Below are 17089 nucleotides of genomic sequence, written 5' to 3' on the forward strand. Positions count from 1 at the left end.
CCTCGCCTTACCATAGCCCCATGACCGACAACCGCATCATCGCCGCCGGCGCCACCCGCGAGGACGACGCCGCCGATGCCAGCATCCGCCCGCGCCGCCTGGCCGACTACCTCGGCCAGGCGCCGGTGCGCGAGCAGCTGGACATCTACATCCAGGCAGCGAAGTCGCGCAGCGAGGCGCTGGACCACGTGCTGATCTTCGGCCCGCCGGGGCTGGGCAAGACCACGCTGAGCCACGTGATCGCCAACGAACTGGGCGTCGGCCTGCGCGTGACCTCCGGCCCGGTGATCGAGAAGGCCGGCGACCTGGCCGCGCTGCTGACCAACCTGCAGCCCTACGACGTGCTGTTCGTCGACGAGATCCACCGCCTGTCGCCGGTGGTCGAGGAAGTGCTGTACCCGGCGATGGAAGATTTCCAGATCGACATCATGATCGGCGAGGGCCCAGCCGCGCGCTCGATCAAGCTCGACCTGCCGCCGTTCACCCTGATCGGCGCCACCACCCGCGCCGGCCTGCTGACCGCGCCGCTGCGCGACCGCTTCGGCATCGTGCAGCGGCTGGAGTTCTATTCGACCGAGGAACTGACCCGCATCGTGCGCCGCTCGGCGGCCATCCTCGGCATCGACTGCAGCGCCGAGGGCGCCGGCGAGATCGCGCGGCGTTCGCGCGGCACCCCGCGCATCGCCAACCGCCTGCTGCGGCGCGTGCGCGATTACGCCCAGGTCAAGGCCGGCGGCCACATCGACGATGCCGTGGCGCAGGCGGCGATGCAGATGCTCAAGGTCGATCCGGAAGGCTTCGACGAACTGGACCGGCGCCTGCTGCGCACCCTGGTGGAATATTTCGACGGCGGCCCGGTCGGCATCGAATCGCTGGCCGCGGCCCTGTCCGAGGAACGCGGCACGCTGGAGGACGTGGTCGAGCCCTACCTGATCCAGCAGGGCTTCCTGGTGCGCACCGCCCGCGGCCGCATGGCCACCCACAAGGCCTACCGGCACATGGGCCTGAAAGCCAAGGCCGCGCCGGCCGATCTGTTCGTGGAGCAGCAGGGCGATGATTGAAGCGCGGTTCAGTTGGCCGACACGCATTTATTGGGAAGATACCGACGCTGGCGGCGTGGTCTACCACGCCCGCTACGTGGCCTTCATGGAGCGCGCGCGCACCGAATGGATGCGGGCGATGGGCTACGGCCAGGAAACCATGCGCAGCGGCGACGGGCAGGTGTTCGTGGTCCGCGCGATGACGCTGGATTTCCTGAAGCCGGCCCGGCTGGACGACGCGCTGGAAACCACGGTGGAACTGCTGCAGTGCCGCCGCGCCAGCCTGGTGATCCGCCAGGCGGTGCTGCGCGACGGCCAGCCGCTGGTGACCGCGCAGGTGCGGCTGGCCGCGGTCGGCGCCCGCGATTTCCGCCCGCAGGCCATGGACGACACGCTGTACGCCACGCTCAAACAGTTCGAAACCCTACACGCGCAAGATTGAGGAACATCGGATGATCGCTTTGCTTCTGGCCCTGCAGGCCACCGTGACCGAGGCGCTGCCGGCGGACGTCAGCGCCGCCGCAGCGGAGACCGTGGCCCGCGCCAGCCATGGCGGCATCAACTACCTGGACCTGATGCTCAAGGCCAGCATCCCGGTCAAACTGATCGTGCTGCTGCTGCTGGCCGGTTCGTTCATCAGCTGGGTGATCATTTTCCGCAAGGCGCGCGTGTTCAAGGCCGCCGACCGCGCCGCCGACGACTTCGAGAACCGCTTCTGGTCCGGTGCCGACCTGGCCAAGCTGTACGCCTCGGCCGCCGACCGCAACCGCACCGTGGACGGCCTGGAAGCGATCTTCGAATCCGGCTTCCGCGAGTACAGCCGCCTCAACGGCCGCCGCGGGCTGGACAGCCGCACCCAGCTGGAAGGCACGCAGCGCGCCATGCGCACCACCTTCGCGCGCGAGGTCGACGGGCTGGAGCGCAACCTGGAACTGCTGGCCAACATCGGCTCCAACGCCCCGTACGTGGGCCTGGTCGGCACCGTGTTCGGCATCATGGTGACCATGCACGACATGATCAGCAGCGGCGAGCAGGCCGGCATCGCCTCGGTCGCGCCGGGCATCTCCGAAGCGCTGTTCGCCACCGCCATCGGCCTGTTCGTGGCGATCCCGGCGACGTGGGCCTACAACCGCTTCACCACCCGCGTGGAACGGCTGTCGGTGCGCTACGAAACCTTCGCCGAGGAGTTCAGCTCGATCCTGCAGCGCCAGTCCGGCGCCGACGAGTGATGCGGGTCACGCGCACGAGCACGCACAGGAACAGACCATGATTTCCGGCATTTCCCGGCGCAGGCGCCGCAAGCTCAAGTCAGAGATCAACGTCGTGCCGTACATCGACGTGATGCTGGTGCTGCTGATCATCTTCATGGTGACCGCGCCGCTGCTGACGCTCAGCTTCGAGGTCGACCTGCCCACCTCCAACGCCAAGGCGCTGGAAAGCAGGCAGGACCCGGTCATCGTCTCGGTGATGGCCGACGGGCAGCTCAGCCTCAAGCTGCCCGACGCCAAGAGCCCCGAGCGCATGGACGCGGCCACGCTGCAGGCGCAGCTGGGCGCGATGGCCTCGCAGGACAAGGACCTGCGCGTGATCGTCGCCGCCGACCGCGCCGTGGCCTATGAAAAGGTCGTTTCCGCGATGGACGTGATCAAGGCGGCCAGGATCGAGAAGGTGGGTCTGGCGACCGATGCACGCTGACGCTCTGCCGCCGCCGCGCGACCCCGGCAACGAATGGGGCATGCCCGTCGTACTGGCGTTGCTGGTGCATCTGCTGGTCGCGCTGGTGTTCATCGTCGCCTGGCTGTGGTCGCCTTCGCGCAGCACCGAGGCCGCCGCCGGCGATCCGGCGGTGGAAGCCAGCCTGCAGCTGTCGGCGGCCGAAGCAGCGGCCGCGCGCAGCGCGCTGCGCGCCTCGGAGAAACTGCCGCCGCTGCCCGAGCCGGTGCAGGACGTGCAGCCCGAGCCGGTACCGGAGGACACGATTCCGCCGCCGCAGCCGATCCCCGAGCCCCGGCCGCAGGACGCGCCGACGCCGCAGCAGCACAACGCGCAGGAGCGCATCGCCCAGCCGGACACGGTCGACCAGGAACGGGTCAGCGCGCTGGCCATCTCCGAGGAGAAGGCCAGGCAGGAGCAGGAGGCCAAGCGCCGCCAGGAACAGATCGACCTGACCGAACGCAAGCGCGTGGAAGAGGCCGAGCAGAAGCTGCGCCTGGCCAAACAGCAGGAAGAAGCCGACCGGCAGAAGAAGCTGGCCGAGGAACAGCGCAAGGCCAACGAGGCCAAGGCCGAGCAGGAGCGCCAGCAGAAGATCGCCGAGATCCGCCGCAAGCGCGAGCAGGCCGAGCGCGAGGTCAAGCTCGCCGAGCAGCGCGCGCGCCAGGTCGCCGATGCCCAGGCGCGTGCGCAGGCCGCATCCTCCAGCGCCGCGTCCAGCAGCGGCACGCCGCAGGCGTCGCCGGGGCAGGGCGGCACCAGCAACGACCTCACCGCCAAGTACGCCGCCGCCATCCAGCAGGCCGTGCTCAACCAGTGGGTGCGCCCGGACACGATTCCGCGCGGCCAGCGCTGCCGCCTGACCATCCGCCAGCTGCCCGGCGGCGAGGTCGTGGACGTGCAGTTCGCCGCCGGCTGCCCCTATGACGACGCCGGCCGGCGCTCGGTCGAGGCGGCAGTGCTCCGCGCCCAGCCGCTGCCGTACCGCGGTTTCGAATCGGTGTTCCAGCGCACGCTGAACTTCACCTTCGAGGCGCAGGATCGCTGAATCGCGGCGGCTTCACGCCGCCATCGGCACTCTCGGCGACGCTCCCGCCGCGGTTCCGGCCCCCGGGGGCTGGATTTCACGGGATTTTCGTTCACGATTGCGAAAATGTTCATCCGCCTGCTGTTATCCCTTGTTCCCTGTTCATCCGACGTTGAGCACCCCATGAAGAAACCGCTTCGCTGGCTGGCCGCCCTGACCGTACTGCTCCTGCCCCTGGTGGCGACGGCGCAGCAACGGGGGCTGGAGATCGACATCATCGGCGGCAACGCATCGGCCCTGCCGATCACCGTGGTGCCCATGCCCTACCAGGGCAGCGCCGGTGCGCCGGCCACGGACGTGGCGGCGGTGGTGCGTTCGGACCTGGACCGTTCCGGCCAGTTCCGCACCCTGCCGGAGGCGCAGATCGTGCAGCGCCCGACCCGCGGCAGCGAGGTGGAGTACCCGACCTGGCGCGCGCTCAAGCAGGATTACCTAGTCGTCGGCCGCGTGCTCGACGCCGGCGCCGGCGCCTACCGCGTCGAGTACGAACTGTTCGACGTGGCCAAGGGCGAGCGCATGCTCGGCCTGGCGATGACCGCGCGCTCCAACGCGATGCGCGACGTCGCCCACCAGATGGCCGATGCCATCTACGAGAAGGTCACCGGCGTGCGCGGCGCGTTCTGGACCCGCATCGCCTACATCACCGCCAGCGGCCGCGGCGACGCCATGCGCTACGCGCTGATGGTGGCCGACTCGGACGGCTACAACCCGCAGACCATCGTGCGTTCGGCCGAACCGCTGCTGTCGCCGTCGTGGAGCCCGGACGGCAGCCAGCTGGCCTACGTCAGCTTCGAGCGCGGCAATTCGGCCATCTACATCCAGAACATCTCCACCGGCGCGCGCGAACTGGTCGCCAGCTTCCGCGGCATCAACAGCGCACCGGCGTTCTCCCCCGACGGCCGCCGGCTGGCGCTGACCCTGTCGCGCAGCGGCAACCCCGAGATCTACGTGATGGACCTGGGCAGCAAGCAGCTGACCCAGCTGACCAGCCATTTCGCCATCGACACCGAGCCGACCTGGAGCGCCGACGGCAGGACCATCTATTTCACCTCCGACCGCGGCGGCCGCCCGCAGATCTACCAGGTGCCCGCCGCCGGCGGCAGCGCCAGCCGCGTGACCTTCCAGGGCAACTACAACGCCAAGGTGTCCGTGTCCTACGACGGCAAGAAGCTGGCCGTGGCGCAGGGCAGCGGCAACACCTACAAGATCGCGCTGATGGACAGCAGCCTGGGGTCTCCCCGCTGGAGCACGCTGTCGCCGGGCTCGCTGGACGAATCGCCCAGCTTCGCGCCCAACGCGGGCATGGTGTTGTACGCCGCCCGCGAGGGCGGACGCGGTGTGCTGTATGCGGTATCGGCCGACGCGCGGGTCCGCCAACGCCTGGTCCTGGCGGACGGCGATGTGCGCGAACCGGCATGGGGCCCATACCGTACCGCGCGTTGATTAAATGTTAATATCCCACCCGCATTAATCCCATCATTGGCTCAGGAGCCTCAGGTATCCCCATGAACAAGTCCACCCGTGTTCTGCTTGTTTCGCTGCTGTCGGTTGCCGCGCTGGCGGGCTGCTCGAAGAAGGTAAAGGAGCAGCCGGCTGCACCGGTCGACAACGGCCCCGCCACCACCCAACCGACCGGTCCGTCGACCTCCGGCCTGTACGGTCCGGGCGACCTGGACACCGACGCCTGCCTGCGCCAGCGCGTTGTCTACTTCGACTTCGACAAGGAAGAAGTGAAGTCCGAGTTCCAGGCCATCATGGCCTGCCATGCCAAGTACCTGCGTGACCGTCCGTCCTCGCGCATCACCCTGCAGGGCCACACCGACGAGCGCGGCAGCCGCGCCTACAACCAGGCCCTGGGCGAGCGTCGTGGCAACGCCGTGAACTCGGCGCTGCAGGCCAACGGTGGTTCGGCTTCGCAGCTGACCGTCGTGTCCTACGGCGAAGAGCGTCCGGTCTGCACCGAGTCGAGCGAGTCCTGCTGGTCGCAGAACCGCCGCGTCGAAATCGTCTACACCGCGCAGTAATCGATGCGTACCGGCATCAAGGCGATGATGCTCGTGGTTGCGGCAGCCCTCGTGGCTGCCGCGCCCGCTCATGCGCAGCGGCAAAGCCTGGCCGACCGTGTCGGCGCGCTGGAGCAGCAGGTCCAGAACAGCCAGGCCAACACCGACATGCTCAACCAGCTGCAGCAGCTGCGCAGCGAGATGCAGGCGCTGCAGGGCACGATCGAGCAGCTCCAGCACGAGAACGAACAGCTCAAGCAGCGCAACCGGGACCAGTACCTGGACCTGGACGGGCGCCTCAACCGCCTCGAGGGTGGCGCGGCACCAGCGGACACGCCCGCGTTGCCGGCGCCTCCGGCGACCAGCCCCACGGCGGCGGAAAAGCCCCCGACCGTGCGCGGCGATGCCGGCGCGGTCGCGGCGGCCGGCGATGAACGCGCCACCTACAACGTCGCGTTCGACGCGCTGAAGGCGGGCAAGTACGACGAGTCGGCCCGTCTTTTCCAAGGCTTCCTGGAGCAGTACCCCGACGGCGTCTACACCCCCAACGCGCTGTACTGGCTGGGCGAGAGCTATTACGCCACCCGTAATTTCCAGCTGGCCGAGGCGCAGTTCCGCGACCTGGTGGCCCGCTACCCGACCCATGACAAGGCCGCCGGCGGCCTGTTGAAGCTTGGCCTGTCGCAGTTCGGGCAGGGCGATGCGGGCAAGGCCGAGCAGACGCTCGAGCAGGTCGCCACGCGTTTCCCGGGCAGCGATGCCGCACGCACCGCGCAGGACCGCCTGCAGTCGATCCGGCTCGGCCAGCAGATCCGCTGAGCGCCGGCGACACGTTTTCCGCAGAGCCGGGCCATGCCCGGCTGCGTTCGTTCAGGGGGCGGTGAAACCGCCCGCCCATCAGAAGTCCCCGCCATGACCGCCGTTTCCCTTTCCAGCGCCGCCGCCACGCCCAGCGAGATCGTGCAGTCGCCGCTGCCGCGGTTGAAGATCACCGAGATCTTCCTGTCGCTGCAGGGCGAGGCCGACACCGCCGGGTGGCCGACGGTATTCGTGCGCCTGACCGGCTGCCCGCTGCGCTGCGGCTACTGCGACACCGAATACGCCTTCCATGGCGGGCAATGGCGCGACATCGACGACATCGTCGCCGAGGTGCGCGGCCACGGCGTGCGCCATGTCTGCGTGACCGGCGGCGAGCCGCTGGCGCAGAAGCGCTGCCTGGTGCTGCTGCGCGCGCTGTGCGACGCGGGGCTGGACGTCTCGCTGGAGACTTCCGGCGCGCTGGACATCGGCGGCGTCGATCCGCGCGTGTCGCGCGTCGTCGACCTCAAGACCCCGGGCTCGGGCGAGATGGCGCGCAACCGGCTGGAAAACCTGCCGCTGCTGACCGCGCGCGACCAGGTCAAGTTCGTGCTGTGCGACCGCGCCGACTACGACTGGGCCAGGGACATGGTTGCCGCGCAGCGCCTGCACGAGCGCTGCATGGTGCTGTTCTCGCCATGCAAGGACCGGCTCGACGCGCGCGCGCTGGCGGACTGGATCGTCGCCGACCGCCTGCCGGTGCGCTTCCAGATGCAGCTGCACAAGATCCTCTGGAACGACGAGCCGGGCAGGTAAGCGCGCGCTCCGTTCCCATTCCATACCGGCGCGGGACAGCGTGCTGGCGTTCCCTCCCAACCGGAAGATCACTCCATGAAGAAGGCAGTCGTGCTTCTTTCCGGCGGCATGGATTCGGCCGCCGTCATCGCCATGGCCCAGGAACAGGGCTACACCGTGCACGCGCTGAGCGTGCGCTACGGCCAGCGCCATACCTCCGAACTGGACGCGGCCGCGCGCGTGGCGCAGGCGCTGGGCGTGGCCGCGCACAAGGTCGTGGACGTGGACCTGCGCACCATCGGCGGTTCGGCGCTGACCGACGACATCGACGTGCCCGACGCCGGCGGCGACGGCATTCCGGTCACCTACGTGCCGGCGCGCAACACCATCATGCTGTCGCTCGCGCTGGGCTGGGCCGAGGTGCTGGGCGCCAGCGACATCTTCTGCGGCGTCAACGCGGTCGATTACTCCGGCTATCCGGATTGCCGCCCCGAGTTCGTCGCCGCCTTCCAGGCGCTGGCGAACCTGGCGACCAAGGCCGGCGTGGAAGGCGCGGGCATCCGCGTCCATGCGCCGCTGCAGTACCTGAGCAAGGCGCAGATCGCCAGCGAAGGCGCGCGGCTGGGCGTGGATTTCGCGCTGACCGTGTCCTGCTACCGCGCCGACGACCAGGGGCGCGCCTGCGGTCACTGCGACGCCTGCCGCCTGCGCGCCGACGGCTTCGCCGCCGCCGGTCTGGCCGATCCGACCCGCTACGCCTGAGCCGCCATTCCTCGCCGGGGCCGCGGTCGCGGGCAGGGCGTCGGTGATGCGGTGCGGTGCGCCGGCGGCGCCGTGCGCGGCAGGCGGCGGCTCCGGCCTGCCGGCACGGCATGCCGCGCCGTTTCCGGTGTGCACCGGGCCGCGTCCGCGACGGACGGCGGGCCGTCGCCGAATTCTGTTTTCGGGCGTCTTGCGCTAGAATGCGCACCCCGGCGCCATGCCGGGTCTTTGTTTGGGCCGTTAGCTCAGTCGGTAGAGCAGAAGACTTTTAATCTTTTGGTCGAAGGTTCGAATCCTTCACGGCCCACCATGATCGCGCAGGGGTCCCGCATCGTCCGGGACCTTTTCGTTTGCAGGGCCTGCGCGATTCCGTGAACTGCCGTGGTTGGCAGTGGGCAGGGCCGGTCCTACCATGGAGCGGTCCGGTTTTCGGCAGGACGGGGGACGTTTGAGTACCCAGATCACGCAACTCCTGCACCGCTGGCAGGGCGGCGATGCGCAGGCGCGGGAACAGCTGTTCGAAGCCTTGTATTCGGACCTCATGCTGGTCGCGCGCAACCGCCTGTTCAACAACAGCGGCGGCACGCTGCAGCCGGCCGCGCTGGTCAACGAATCGCTGCTGCGGCTGCTGGGGGCGGAAGCGGACTACAAGGACCGCGCCCATTTCATCGCGGTGGCGGCGCTGAAGATGCGTTCGGTGCTGGTCGACCACCTGCGCGCGCGCGCGGCGGACAAGCGCGGCGGCAACCTGGTGCAGCTGACGCTGTCCCACGCCAGCGACGTTCCCGACGACGACGGCAGCGCCTACGACGTGATGGCGCTGCACCAGGCCTTGAACCAGCTGGCCGAACTGGAACCCAGGGCGGCGAGCATGGTCGAGCTGACCTATTTCGGGGGCATGAGCCGCGACGAGATCGCCACGGTGATGGGCGTTTCCGCGCCCACCGTGGACCGCGACCTGCGCTTCGCCCGGGCCTGGCTCAACCGACAGCTGGCCTGATGGCGAACGCGGAGGCGGCGGACGCGGCGCGCTGGCGCCAGGTCCGCGAACTGTTCGATGCCGTCTGCGACCTGCCGCGCGCGCAGTGGCGGCAGGAAGTGCAGGCGCGCTGCGACGATCCCGCGCTGGCCGAGGACGTGCTGCAGCTGCTGCAGTCGCAGACCCGCGGCCTGAGCCGGGTCAGCAGCCGGCTGGATACGGCGCTGGCGCGCGCGCTCACCCCGGAGCTGGCGGTGGGGGGAAGGCTGGGGCCGTGGCGGTTGACCGCGCGCATCGCCAGCGGCGGCATGGGCACGGTGTTCAAGGCCGAGCGCGACGACGGCGTCTACCGGCGCACGGTGGCGATCAAGCTGCTGCACGGCCTGCCGGGGCCGGGCGAGGTCGAGCGGCTGCAGGCCGAACGGCAGGTGCTGGCCGGGCTCAACCTGCCCGACGTGGCCCAGCTCTACGACGGCGGCACCACGCCGGACGGCTACCCGTACCTGGTGATGGAATACGTCGAGGGCCTGCCGCTGGACCGCCACTGCGCCAGTCACGCGCCCGGCCTGGAACAGCGCCTGCGCCTGTTCCTGGACATCTGCGCGATCGTGCGTTCGGCGCACGAGCGGCTGGTGCTGCACTGCGACCTCAAGCCGGGCAACGTGCTGGTGCGGCGCGACGGCCGCCCGGTGCTGCTGGACTTCGGCCTCGCGCGCCTGCTCAACGACGCGCGCGACCGCCAGGAGGCGGGCTACTGCACGCCGGCCTACGCCAGCCCGGAACTGATGAACGGCGAGCCGGTGGGCGTGGCCAGCGACGTCTACAGCCTGGGCGTGCTGCTGGTGGAACTGCTGTCCACGCGCCCGTGCGCACGCGGCGTGCAGGACAGCGAAGCGGCGGTGGTGCTGCCGTCGGCCAACGCGCCGGCCAGCCTGCGCTGGCGCAAGGCGCTGGTGGGCGACCTGGATGCCATCGCCGCCAAGGCCTGCGCGCTGGAGGTCGCCGGCCGCTACCGCTCGGTGGAAACGCTGATGGCCGACGTCGCCCGCTACCTGGAGCGGCAGCCGGTGACGGCGCGCCAGGCTGGCCGCATGTACCGGCTGGCGCGCGGCATGCAGCGCAACTGGCGTGGGCTCGCCGCCGGCACCGCCGCCTTCGCGCTGGCCGTGCTGTTCGTCGCCGGGCTGATGCAGGCACGGCGGCAGGCCGAGGAGGAGGCGGCCGTCGCCCGCCAGGTCGGCGACTTCATGGTGGGCGTGTTCGAGACCGCCGACCCCTTCCTGCGCACCGAGCGCGGGCAGGAGGAACGTTCCTCGCGGCAGCTGCTGGACCAGGCCGCGCAGCGCGTGGCGCGCGACCTCGCCGACGCGCCGGCGCAGCTGGCCCGGATGCGTGCGGTGCTGGGCACGGCCTACCGCAACTCCGGCGTCCCGCGCCAGGCCGAGGCGCTGCTGCAGCAGGCCTACGACGGTTTCATGGACGCGCGGGTCAACCGCCCGGCGGATGCGGCGGCGGTGCTGGCGGAGCTGTCCGTGCAGAAGACGCAGGGCGGCAACGGCATGCTGGGCCAGGCCCTGGCCGAGCGTGGGCTGGCGTTGCTGCCGGCCCGCGGCGCCACCGCGATCCGGGCCCGGCTGCACGGCGCGCGCGGTCTGGCGCTGGTCAACCAGCAGCATTTCGACCACGCCGAAACCGCGTTCGATGCCGCCATGGCGCTGTACGGCAAGCTGCCGGCCGACAGCGTCGCCACCGAAACCCTGACGCTGTCCTACAACAAGGGACTGATGTACCTGCGCTGGGGACGGCTGGCGTCGGCCGAGCGCGAGTTCCGCCACGTGCTCGGCGGCGCGCAGGGCCGCGGCACCAGCATGGCGCTGGCCACGGAGATGCGGCTGGCGCAGATCCTGCGCGAGCAGGGGCGGTTCGCGCAGGCCCTGCCGCTGCTGCAGGCGGGCCTGCGCCACGCCGAGGAGCTGTATGGGCCGCAGAGCAGTTTCGTGCTGATGCAGCACGACGGGCTCGCCGACCTGTACCGCGATTCGGGCGACTACGCCGCCGCCGAGCGCCAGTACCGGCAGCGCCAGCAGCTGAGCGGGATCATCGACGGCACCGACTCGGTGGAATACTCGATGGGGCTGTACAACTACGGCGACCTGCAGGAGCTGCGCGGCGATGTCGCGCAGGCCGAGCGGCTCTACCGGCAGGCGTGGGCGATCCGCCGCGAGAGGCTGGGCGGGCAGTCGCCCACCAGCCTGCGCGCCGAATCGGGACTGGGCGCGCTGCTGATGCGCCAAGGGCACATGGACGAAGCCGGCTGGCTGCTGCTGCACGCCGACGAAGGCCTGGACGCGGCGCTGCCGCCGGATGCGCCGGGGCGCATCGAGGCGCGGCTCAACCGCATCGACTGGCACGTCCTGCAGGGCGACACCGCGCAGGCGCAGGCGCTGCTGGAGAAGCTCGGCGGCAGCGTCCCGGCCCCGTTGCAGCTGCGCCTGCTGCGCACGCGTGCGGACCTGGCCGAGCGGCGCGGCGAAGGCGCCGCCGCCCTGGCGCTGCGCAGGACCGCGCTGGCGCATGCGCGCTTGCTGCACGGCGACAACAAGGTCGAAACCGCGCTCTGCCGCATCGAGCTGGCCGAAACCCTGCTCCGGCTCGGACACCGGCAACCGGCGCTGGACGCGCTGCGGCAGGCCGGCCCGGCGCTCGCGCGCCTGCAGGTCGAAGGCGCGCCGTGGCGGCGCCGGCTCGAAGGACTGCTGCTGCTGGCCCGCGGCTAGCCCTGCTCGCGCACGATCTCGACCAGCCGCTGCCCGTAGCGGGCCAGCTTGCTGCCACCGATGCCGCCGACCCGGCCCAGCGCGTCCAGGCTGGTCGGCCGCTGCTCGGCGATGTTGCGCAGGGTGCTGTCGTGGAAGATGACGAAGGCCGGCACGTTCTGCTCGCGCGCCAGTTCGGCGCGCAGGCCGCGCAGCGCGTTGAACAGCGCCAGGTCTTCCGGCTGCACCGCCACGCCGGTGCGCGGGGTGCCGCTGCGGTCGCGTTCGCCGCGCGTGGCCGGCGGTTCGCGGCGCATCATCACCTGGCGGCGGCCCTTGAGCACGTCGCGGCTGGCGTCGGTCAGGCGCAGGCCACCGTGCGCCTCCGGATCCACTTCCAGCAGGCTGGCGGCGACCAGCTGCCGGAACACGCCGCGCCAGTTGCGCGCGTCCAGGTCCTTGCCGATGCCGAAGGTGCTGAGCTTGTCGTGGCCCAGCTGGTGCACGCGCTCGCCGTCGCTGCCGCGCAGGATGTCGATCAGGTGGCCGACGCCGAAGCGCTGGCCGCTGCGGTAGACGCAGCTCAGCGCCTTCTGCGCGGGAACGGTGGCGTCCCACGCGGCCGGCGGGGTCAGGCAGTTGTCGCAGTTGCCGCAGGGCCGGGGGTAGGTTTCGCCGAAGCCGGCCAGCAGCACCTGGCGGCGGCACTGCATCGATTCGCAGTAGCCGAGCAGGTGGTCGAGCTTGGCGCGTTCCAGGTGCTTGCGCTCCTCGCCGGCCTCGCCCTGTTCGATCATCTGCTTGAGCAGCACCACGTCGCCCAGCCCATAGCACAGCCACGCTTCGGCCGGCTCGCCATCGCGGCCGGCGCGGCCGGTTTCCTGGTAGTAGCCTTCCATGGACTTGGGCAGGTCGGTGTGCGCGACGAAACGCACGTCCGGCTTGTCGATGCCCATGCCGAAGGCGATGGTGGCGCACATCACGATGCCGTCCTCGCGCAGGAAGCGGCGCTGGTTGGCCGCGCGCACCTCGGCCGGCAGGCCGGCGTGGTAGGGCAGGGCGTCCAGCCCCTCGGCGCGCAGCATGTCGGCGGTTTCCTCGACCTTGCGCCGCGACATGCAGTAGACGATGCCGGCTTCGCCACGGTGGCCGCGCAGGAAATCCAGCAGCTGGCGCCTGGCGTTGTCCTTCTGCACCACGGTGTAGCGGATGTTGGGGCGGTCGAAGGAGCTGATGAAATGCTCGGCCTGCGCCAGGTCCAGGCGCTCGGCGATCTCGCGCTGGGTGGGCGGGTCGGCGGTGGCGGTCAGGGCGATGCGCGGTATCTGCGGCCAGCGCTCGTGCAGCACCGTCAATTGCCGGTACTCGGGGCGGAAATCGTGGCCCCATTGCGACACGCAGTGCGCCTCGTCGATCGCGAACAGGGCGATGCGGCTGCGCTCGAGCAGCGACAGGAAACGCCCGGTCAGCAGCCGCTCGGGCGCGACGTAGAGCAGGTCCAGGGTGCCGGCCAGCAGTTCGCGCTCGACCCGGCCGGCGGTCTCGGCGTCCAGCGTCGAATTGAGGAATTCGGCGCGCACGCCGAGCTGGCGCAGCGCCTCCACCTGGTCCTGCATCAGCGCGATCAGCGGCGAAACCACGATGCCGCAGCCCTCGCGCAGCAGCGCCGGCACCTGGTAGCACAGCGACTTGCCGCCGCCGGTGGGCATCAGCACCAAGGCGTCGTTGCCGGCGGTGACGTGTTCGACGATGGCCTGCTGGTTGCCGCGGAAGGCGTCGTAGCCGAAGACGCGCTTCAGCAGTTCGTGGGCGGGGGAAGACATGCCGCCTAGGATAACTGCCCGGTCAAGCCTCGCCGTCCGCCGGTTTCCCGCGCATGGGTCGGGGAAGACGTGGTCGTTTCACTTTCTCCGGGCGATCGCCGGATCGGAGCGGCCGTCGGGGAGCACGATCATGGCCGCGGCGGCTGGGCAGGGCCGGGAACGACGGTCATCCCGATCTGCCCGGCCTGCTGCGCGGCGGCCAGGTCGCGCGCCAGCGCCACCGGGTCCAGGCTCTCCTGCAGCGCGGCGAGGCACAGCGCGCGGTTGCGTCCGGACGCCTTGGCCCGGTACAGCGCCAGGTCGGCCAGCTGGATCAGCGCATCGGTGTCGGTGCTGCCGGCGAACGGCGCGCTGAGCGCACCGATCGACGCGGTCAGCGCGATGTCCTCGCCGGGCAGGGCGATGGGCGGCGTGCCGATGGTGCGCAGCAGGCGGTCGGCCAGCGCCGGCAGGGCGGCGGCGTGGAGGCCCGGCAGCAGGAGCAGGAATTCCTCCCCGCCCCAGCGCACCACCGCGTCCTGCTCGCGGAGAAGGGCGCGCAGGCGGTGCGCGACCTCCACCAGCACCTTGTCGCCCGCCGGATGGCCGTGGCGGTCGTTGACCTGCTTGAAGAAGTCGATGTCCAGCAGCATCAGCCCCAGCGCCGGCGGATCGCCCGGCGGCGCGTCGTCGACGCTGCGGCCGTAACCGGCCAGCAGCGCCTGGCCGTGGCGGCGGTTGTGGACGCGGGTCAGCGGGTCGTGGATGGACTGCTCGGCCAGGTCGGCCACGTCGCGGGACAGGCGCCGGTTCGCGCGCCGGCTGCGGTGCAGCCACTGCACCAGCACCACCGCCAGCAGCACCAGCGCCAGCGAGAACGCCGCCCACATCTGCCGCCGTACCGCCTGCGTGGCCAGCTCGGCTTCCTTGAGGCGGTTGGCCGCGGCCAGCCGTTCGATCTCCCGCTGGCGGCTTTCCGAGGCGTATTTCTCCTGCAGGTCCAGCACCGCCTTCTCGCGCGCCTGGCGGGTGATCTCCTGCTGCAGGCCCTCGACGCGGCGCAGGGTGAGGAAGGCATTGCGGTAATCGCCGGCGTGCTCGTGGATGTTGACCAGTTCCTGCAGCATGCCGATGTGGTCGGTCCTGGCGCCGATCCGCTCGGTCAGCGTGATGGCCTCGGTGGCGTCGGCGACGCCGGCCTCGACCTGGCCCAGCCCGGCCTTGGACGCGCCGCGATTGACCAGCGCATAGGCCAGGGTCAGCGGGTCGTCGATGCGCCCGGCCAGCTCCACGGCCTGTTCGGAATAGTCCAGCGCCCTGCGGTAGTCGCGCTGGTTGAGCCAGTAGTCGGCCAGGTTGGAGACCGCGGTGCTCTGGATGATGGCCAGGCCCTCGTCGCCACGGGTGAGGGCGAGCACCTCGTCGAGCAGTTTCAGCTGCAGGTCGCGGCGGCCGTTGCGCAGGTGGGCGAATCCCATGTTGAGCTTGGATTCGGCCATGGCCTGGGTGAAGCCCAACTGCTCGGCGCGGGCATGGGTGGCCTTGCTGATCTCGAGGGTGCGCCGGTAGTCGCCCAGGTAGACATTGAGCACCGCCAGCAGGTTCTGCGCCATGAGCCGCTCCGCTTCATGGCGGCCGGACAGTTCGTCGGCAAGCAGCGCTTCGCGGATGCCCATGTCCAGCCGGCTCTGCAGCTGGTACTGGCGCGCGCGCAGGTAATGCAACTGCTGCCGCTGCAGGGAGTTGAGCTCTTCCCGGCGCGAACCGATGCGGTCCAGCATGGCCTGGGCCCGGTCGGCATTGCGTTCGGTCAGCGCCCAGCGGGCCTGGATCAGATGCTGGTCGACCGCGCAGGCGCCGCACCGCTCGTCGCGTGCCATCTTCTCCAGCGCGGCGCTGGCCTGCTGCGCCAGCGTCGCCATCGCCGGGCGCCGCTCCTGCGCCGCGTAGCGGCCGACGGCGGCCTGGTAGGCGTGGCGCTGCGCCAGCGGCGCGTCGTCCGCGGGGCGGTCCTCGACCGCCTGCAGCCGGGTCACCGCCGCCAGCGGCGAGGAGTAACCGCGCGTCTGCAGGCTGTCGACGACCGCGGCCAGCCGTTCCCCGTGCGCCAGCGACGGGGAACACAGCAGCGCGGCCAGCAGCAGGACGGGCGGAAACCGGATCATCCCCGCAGTATCGGCCAGAATCGGCAAAGAGTTGAATGGGGAGCGTGCGCAGGAGCCGTTGGCATCATCTTGAGCCGACACGCTTTTTGCGGTGGGGGCGATACGTCTTGGGTGGCTGCAGGGCCGGTCACGAAATGTCGGCGTTTGTGCGAACTGGCTATTGGCGTGCGGCAGTTCTGAGCAGGCGTCGTTTGCCTCTCACATCGCGGTAGTAGCCATCCCGGGTACAACCCGACCAAGCTTTGGCGCGATTTCCGGAATACCAACTACCGGCTTCCGGGTGATGGCGAGTGGCACAGACTTCCGGGGCGGGATGGGCTGCCAGCCAGCTATCGGCCTGTGCCGGTGTCCCGTGGAAAATGGCCGTTGCGGAAGATGGCTTTGAATCGGGCGCGGCGTTGGCGCCGCTGATGATCCCAACAATTGTAAAAGCCAGTGCCACCCCGGAAATCCGTTTGGTCGCCATCATCCGTGCTCCCCCGTGCACGATGGAATCGAAGCGGAATATCCGGAGCAGAGCCCCCTTGAGTCAAGGGGGCGCGCCGAAGGCGGGGGGATCTGGCAGGCAAATGAAGCAGGGTCCAGGGTTCCGCTACGCGGAACCCTGGAAAACCCGCAGGGGCGAAGCCCCGAAGGGTTTACTGCAACAGCGACCGCAGCATCCAGGCGTACTTCTCGTGGGTCTGCAGGCGCTGGGTCAGCAGGTCCTCGCTGGGCGCGTCGCCGGCCTTTTCGGCCTGTTCCAGCACCCTGCGCGCGGTGCGGCACACCGCCTCGTTGCCCTGCACCAGCTGGCGCACCATCTCGCGCCAGTCGGCGCTGTCGGTCAGGCCCGGCTCCTCGGCGATGGAGGTCAGCGCCACGAACTCGCGGTAGGAGCCGGGCGCGTTGAAGCCCAGTGCGCGGATGCGCTCGGCGATCTCGTCCAGCGCCGTCCACTGTTCGGTGTACTGCGCCTCGAACATGGTGTGCAGCGAATTGAACATCGACCCGGTGACGTTCCAGTGGAAGTTGTGGGTCTTCAGGTACAGGGTGTAGGCATCGGCGAGGAAGTGGGACAGGCCGTCGGCCACCTTCTTGCGATCGGCGTCCTTGATCCCGATATCGATGCCGGGCGCCGACGGCGCGGCGGCCACCAGCTTCTTCTTGCCGGTCTCGGTTTTGCTGCTGCTCTTGGCCTTGGCCATGC

General features: G+C 70.2%; 15 protein-coding genes and 1 tRNA gene. 13 read left to right on the top strand and 3 right to left on the bottom strand.

Annotated features, from left to right (window positions below):
* The first annotated feature begins 20 nt into the window (after window positions 1–20).
* The 13 genes from ruvB to ABTV91_RS07755 all read left to right on the top strand — a co-directional run bounded on the left by ruvB (window position 21) and on the right by ABTV91_RS07755 (window position 11954).
* Window positions 21–1061, top strand: a complete 1041-nt coding sequence (gene ruvB / locus ABTV91_RS07695) for a Holliday junction branch migration DNA helicase RuvB (protein ID WP_433853954.1) — start codon at window positions 21–23, stop codon at window positions 1059–1061.
* Window positions 1054–1482 (top strand): tol-pal system-associated acyl-CoA thioesterase, encoded by a 429-nt coding sequence (gene ybgC, locus ABTV91_RS07700; RefSeq protein WP_433853955.1) that lies wholly within the window; start codon window positions 1054–1056, stop codon window positions 1480–1482. The genes ruvB and ybgC overlap by 8 nt, the downstream gene beginning before the upstream one ends.
* 10 nt (window positions 1483–1492) lie before the next feature.
* A complete protein-coding gene (gene tolQ / locus ABTV91_RS07705; RefSeq protein WP_433853956.1) occupies window positions 1493–2269 on the top strand; it encodes a protein TolQ in 777 nt (258 codons plus the stop codon).
* A 37-nt stretch (window positions 2270–2306) separates the two neighbouring features.
* Window positions 2307–2735, top strand: coding sequence for a protein TolR (gene tolR / locus ABTV91_RS07710; protein ID WP_433853957.1), 429 nt, complete (start codon window positions 2307–2309; stop codon window positions 2733–2735).
* Window positions 2725–3801 carry a cell envelope integrity protein TolA gene (gene tolA / locus ABTV91_RS07715; protein WP_433853958.1) on the top strand — a complete coding sequence of 359 codons (1077 nt, stop codon included), beginning with the start codon at window positions 2725–2727 and terminating at the stop codon, window positions 3799–3801. Before tolR ends, tolA begins: the two co-directional genes overlap by 11 nt.
* A 162-nt stretch (window positions 3802–3963) precedes the next feature.
* Window positions 3964–5283 carry a Tol-Pal system beta propeller repeat protein TolB gene (gene tolB / locus ABTV91_RS07720; protein WP_433853959.1) on the top strand — a complete coding sequence of 440 codons (1320 nt, stop codon included), beginning with the start codon at window positions 3964–3966 and terminating at the stop codon, window positions 5281–5283.
* A gap of 62 nt (window positions 5284–5345) precedes the next feature.
* Window positions 5346–5864, top strand: coding sequence for a peptidoglycan-associated lipoprotein Pal (gene pal, locus ABTV91_RS07725; RefSeq protein ID WP_433853960.1), 519 nt, complete (start codon window positions 5346–5348; stop codon window positions 5862–5864).
* 3 nt (window positions 5865–5867) lie between these two features.
* Entirely contained in the window at window positions 5868–6662 is a 795-nt protein-coding gene (gene ybgF, locus ABTV91_RS07730; protein ID WP_433853961.1) for a tol-pal system protein YbgF, read from the top strand.
* A gap of 93 nt (window positions 6663–6755) precedes the next feature.
* The gene (queE, locus tag ABTV91_RS07735; RefSeq protein ID WP_433853962.1) at window positions 6756–7457 is read left to right on the top strand and encodes a 7-carboxy-7-deazaguanine synthase QueE; all 702 of its coding nucleotides are present in this window, start codon (window positions 6756–6758) and stop codon (window positions 7455–7457) included.
* 75 nt (window positions 7458–7532) lie between these two features.
* Window positions 7533–8198, top strand: coding sequence for a 7-cyano-7-deazaguanine synthase QueC (gene queC, locus ABTV91_RS07740; protein ID WP_433853963.1), 666 nt, complete (start codon window positions 7533–7535; stop codon window positions 8196–8198).
* A 234-nt stretch (window positions 8199–8432) separates the two neighbouring features.
* Window positions 8433–8508: transfer RNA gene (locus tag ABTV91_RS07745), tRNA-Lys, on the top strand.
* A gap of 138 nt (window positions 8509–8646) precedes the next feature.
* A complete protein-coding gene (locus tag ABTV91_RS07750) occupies window positions 8647–9198 on the top strand; it encodes an ECF-type sigma factor (protein ID WP_433853964.1) in 552 nt (183 codons plus the stop codon).
* Window positions 9198–11954, top strand: a complete 2757-nt coding sequence (locus ABTV91_RS07755) for a protein kinase domain-containing protein (protein ID WP_433853965.1) — start codon at window positions 9198–9200, stop codon at window positions 11952–11954. Before ABTV91_RS07750 ends, ABTV91_RS07755 begins: the two co-directional genes overlap by 1 nt.
* On the opposite strand, the gene recQ is transcribed toward ABTV91_RS07755, so the two are convergent.
* From recQ to ABTV91_RS07770, 3 genes are all read right to left on the bottom strand, one after another.
* Window positions 11951–13756, bottom strand: a complete 1806-nt coding sequence (gene recQ / locus ABTV91_RS07760; protein ID WP_433853966.1) for a DNA helicase RecQ — start codon at window positions 13754–13756, stop codon at window positions 11951–11953. The genes ABTV91_RS07755 and recQ overlap by 4 nt on opposite strands.
* Window positions 13757–13884: 128 nt before the next feature.
* A complete protein-coding gene (locus ABTV91_RS07765; RefSeq protein ID WP_433853967.1) occupies window positions 13885–15900 on the bottom strand; it encodes a diguanylate cyclase in 2016 nt (671 codons plus the stop codon).
* 638 nt (window positions 15901–16538) lie between these two features.
* A complete protein-coding gene (locus ABTV91_RS07770; RefSeq protein ID WP_433853968.1) occupies window positions 16539–17087 on the bottom strand; it encodes a Dps family protein in 549 nt (182 codons plus the stop codon).
* Window positions 17088–17089: the final 2 nt, after the last annotated feature.

The sequence above is a fragment of the Stenotrophomonas nitritireducens genome (genome assembly GCF_050984405.1).
Taxonomy (GTDB): Bacteria; Pseudomonadota; Gammaproteobacteria; order Xanthomonadales; family Xanthomonadaceae; genus Stenotrophomonas; species Stenotrophomonas nitritireducens_B.

What these genes read in the sequence shown, in the direction of transcription:
- ruvB (WP_433853954.1), top strand. Translation starts at nt 21, where the DNA reads ATGACCGACAACCGCATCATCGCCGCCGGCGCCACCCGCGAGGACGAC.
- ybgC (WP_433853955.1), top strand. Translation starts at nt 1,054, where the DNA reads ATGATTGAAGCGCGGTTCAGTTGGCCGACACGCATTTATTGGGAAGAT.
- tolQ (WP_433853956.1), top strand. Translation starts at nt 1,493, where the DNA reads ATGATCGCTTTGCTTCTGGCCCTGCAGGCCACCGTGACCGAGGCGCTG.
- tolR (WP_433853957.1), top strand. Translation starts at nt 2,307, where the DNA reads ATGATTTCCGGCATTTCCCGGCGCAGGCGCCGCAAGCTCAAGTCAGAG.
- tolA (WP_433853958.1), top strand. Translation starts at nt 2,725, where the DNA reads ATGCACGCTGACGCTCTGCCGCCGCCGCGCGACCCCGGCAACGAATGG.
- tolB (WP_433853959.1), top strand. Translation starts at nt 3,964, where the DNA reads ATGAAGAAACCGCTTCGCTGGCTGGCCGCCCTGACCGTACTGCTCCTG.
- pal (WP_433853960.1), top strand. Translation starts at nt 5,346, where the DNA reads ATGAACAAGTCCACCCGTGTTCTGCTTGTTTCGCTGCTGTCGGTTGCC.
- ybgF (WP_433853961.1), top strand. Translation starts at nt 5,868, where the DNA reads ATGCGTACCGGCATCAAGGCGATGATGCTCGTGGTTGCGGCAGCCCTC.
- queE (WP_433853962.1), top strand. Translation starts at nt 6,756, where the DNA reads ATGACCGCCGTTTCCCTTTCCAGCGCCGCCGCCACGCCCAGCGAGATC.
- queC (WP_433853963.1), top strand. Translation starts at nt 7,533, where the DNA reads ATGAAGAAGGCAGTCGTGCTTCTTTCCGGCGGCATGGATTCGGCCGCC.
- ABTV91_RS07755 (WP_433853965.1), top strand. Translation starts at nt 9,198, where the DNA reads ATGGCGAACGCGGAGGCGGCGGACGCGGCGCGCTGGCGCCAGGTCCGC.
- recQ (WP_433853966.1), bottom strand. Translation starts at nt 13,756, where the DNA reads ATGTCTTCCCCCGCCCACGAACTGCTGAAGCGCGTCTTCGGCTACGAC.
- ABTV91_RS07765 (WP_433853967.1), bottom strand. Translation starts at nt 15,900, where the DNA reads ATGATCCGGTTTCCGCCCGTCCTGCTGCTGGCCGCGCTGCTGTGTTCC.
- ABTV91_RS07770 (WP_433853968.1), bottom strand. Translation starts at nt 17,087, where the DNA reads ATGGCCAAGGCCAAGAGCAGCAGCAAAACCGAGACCGGCAAGAAGAAG.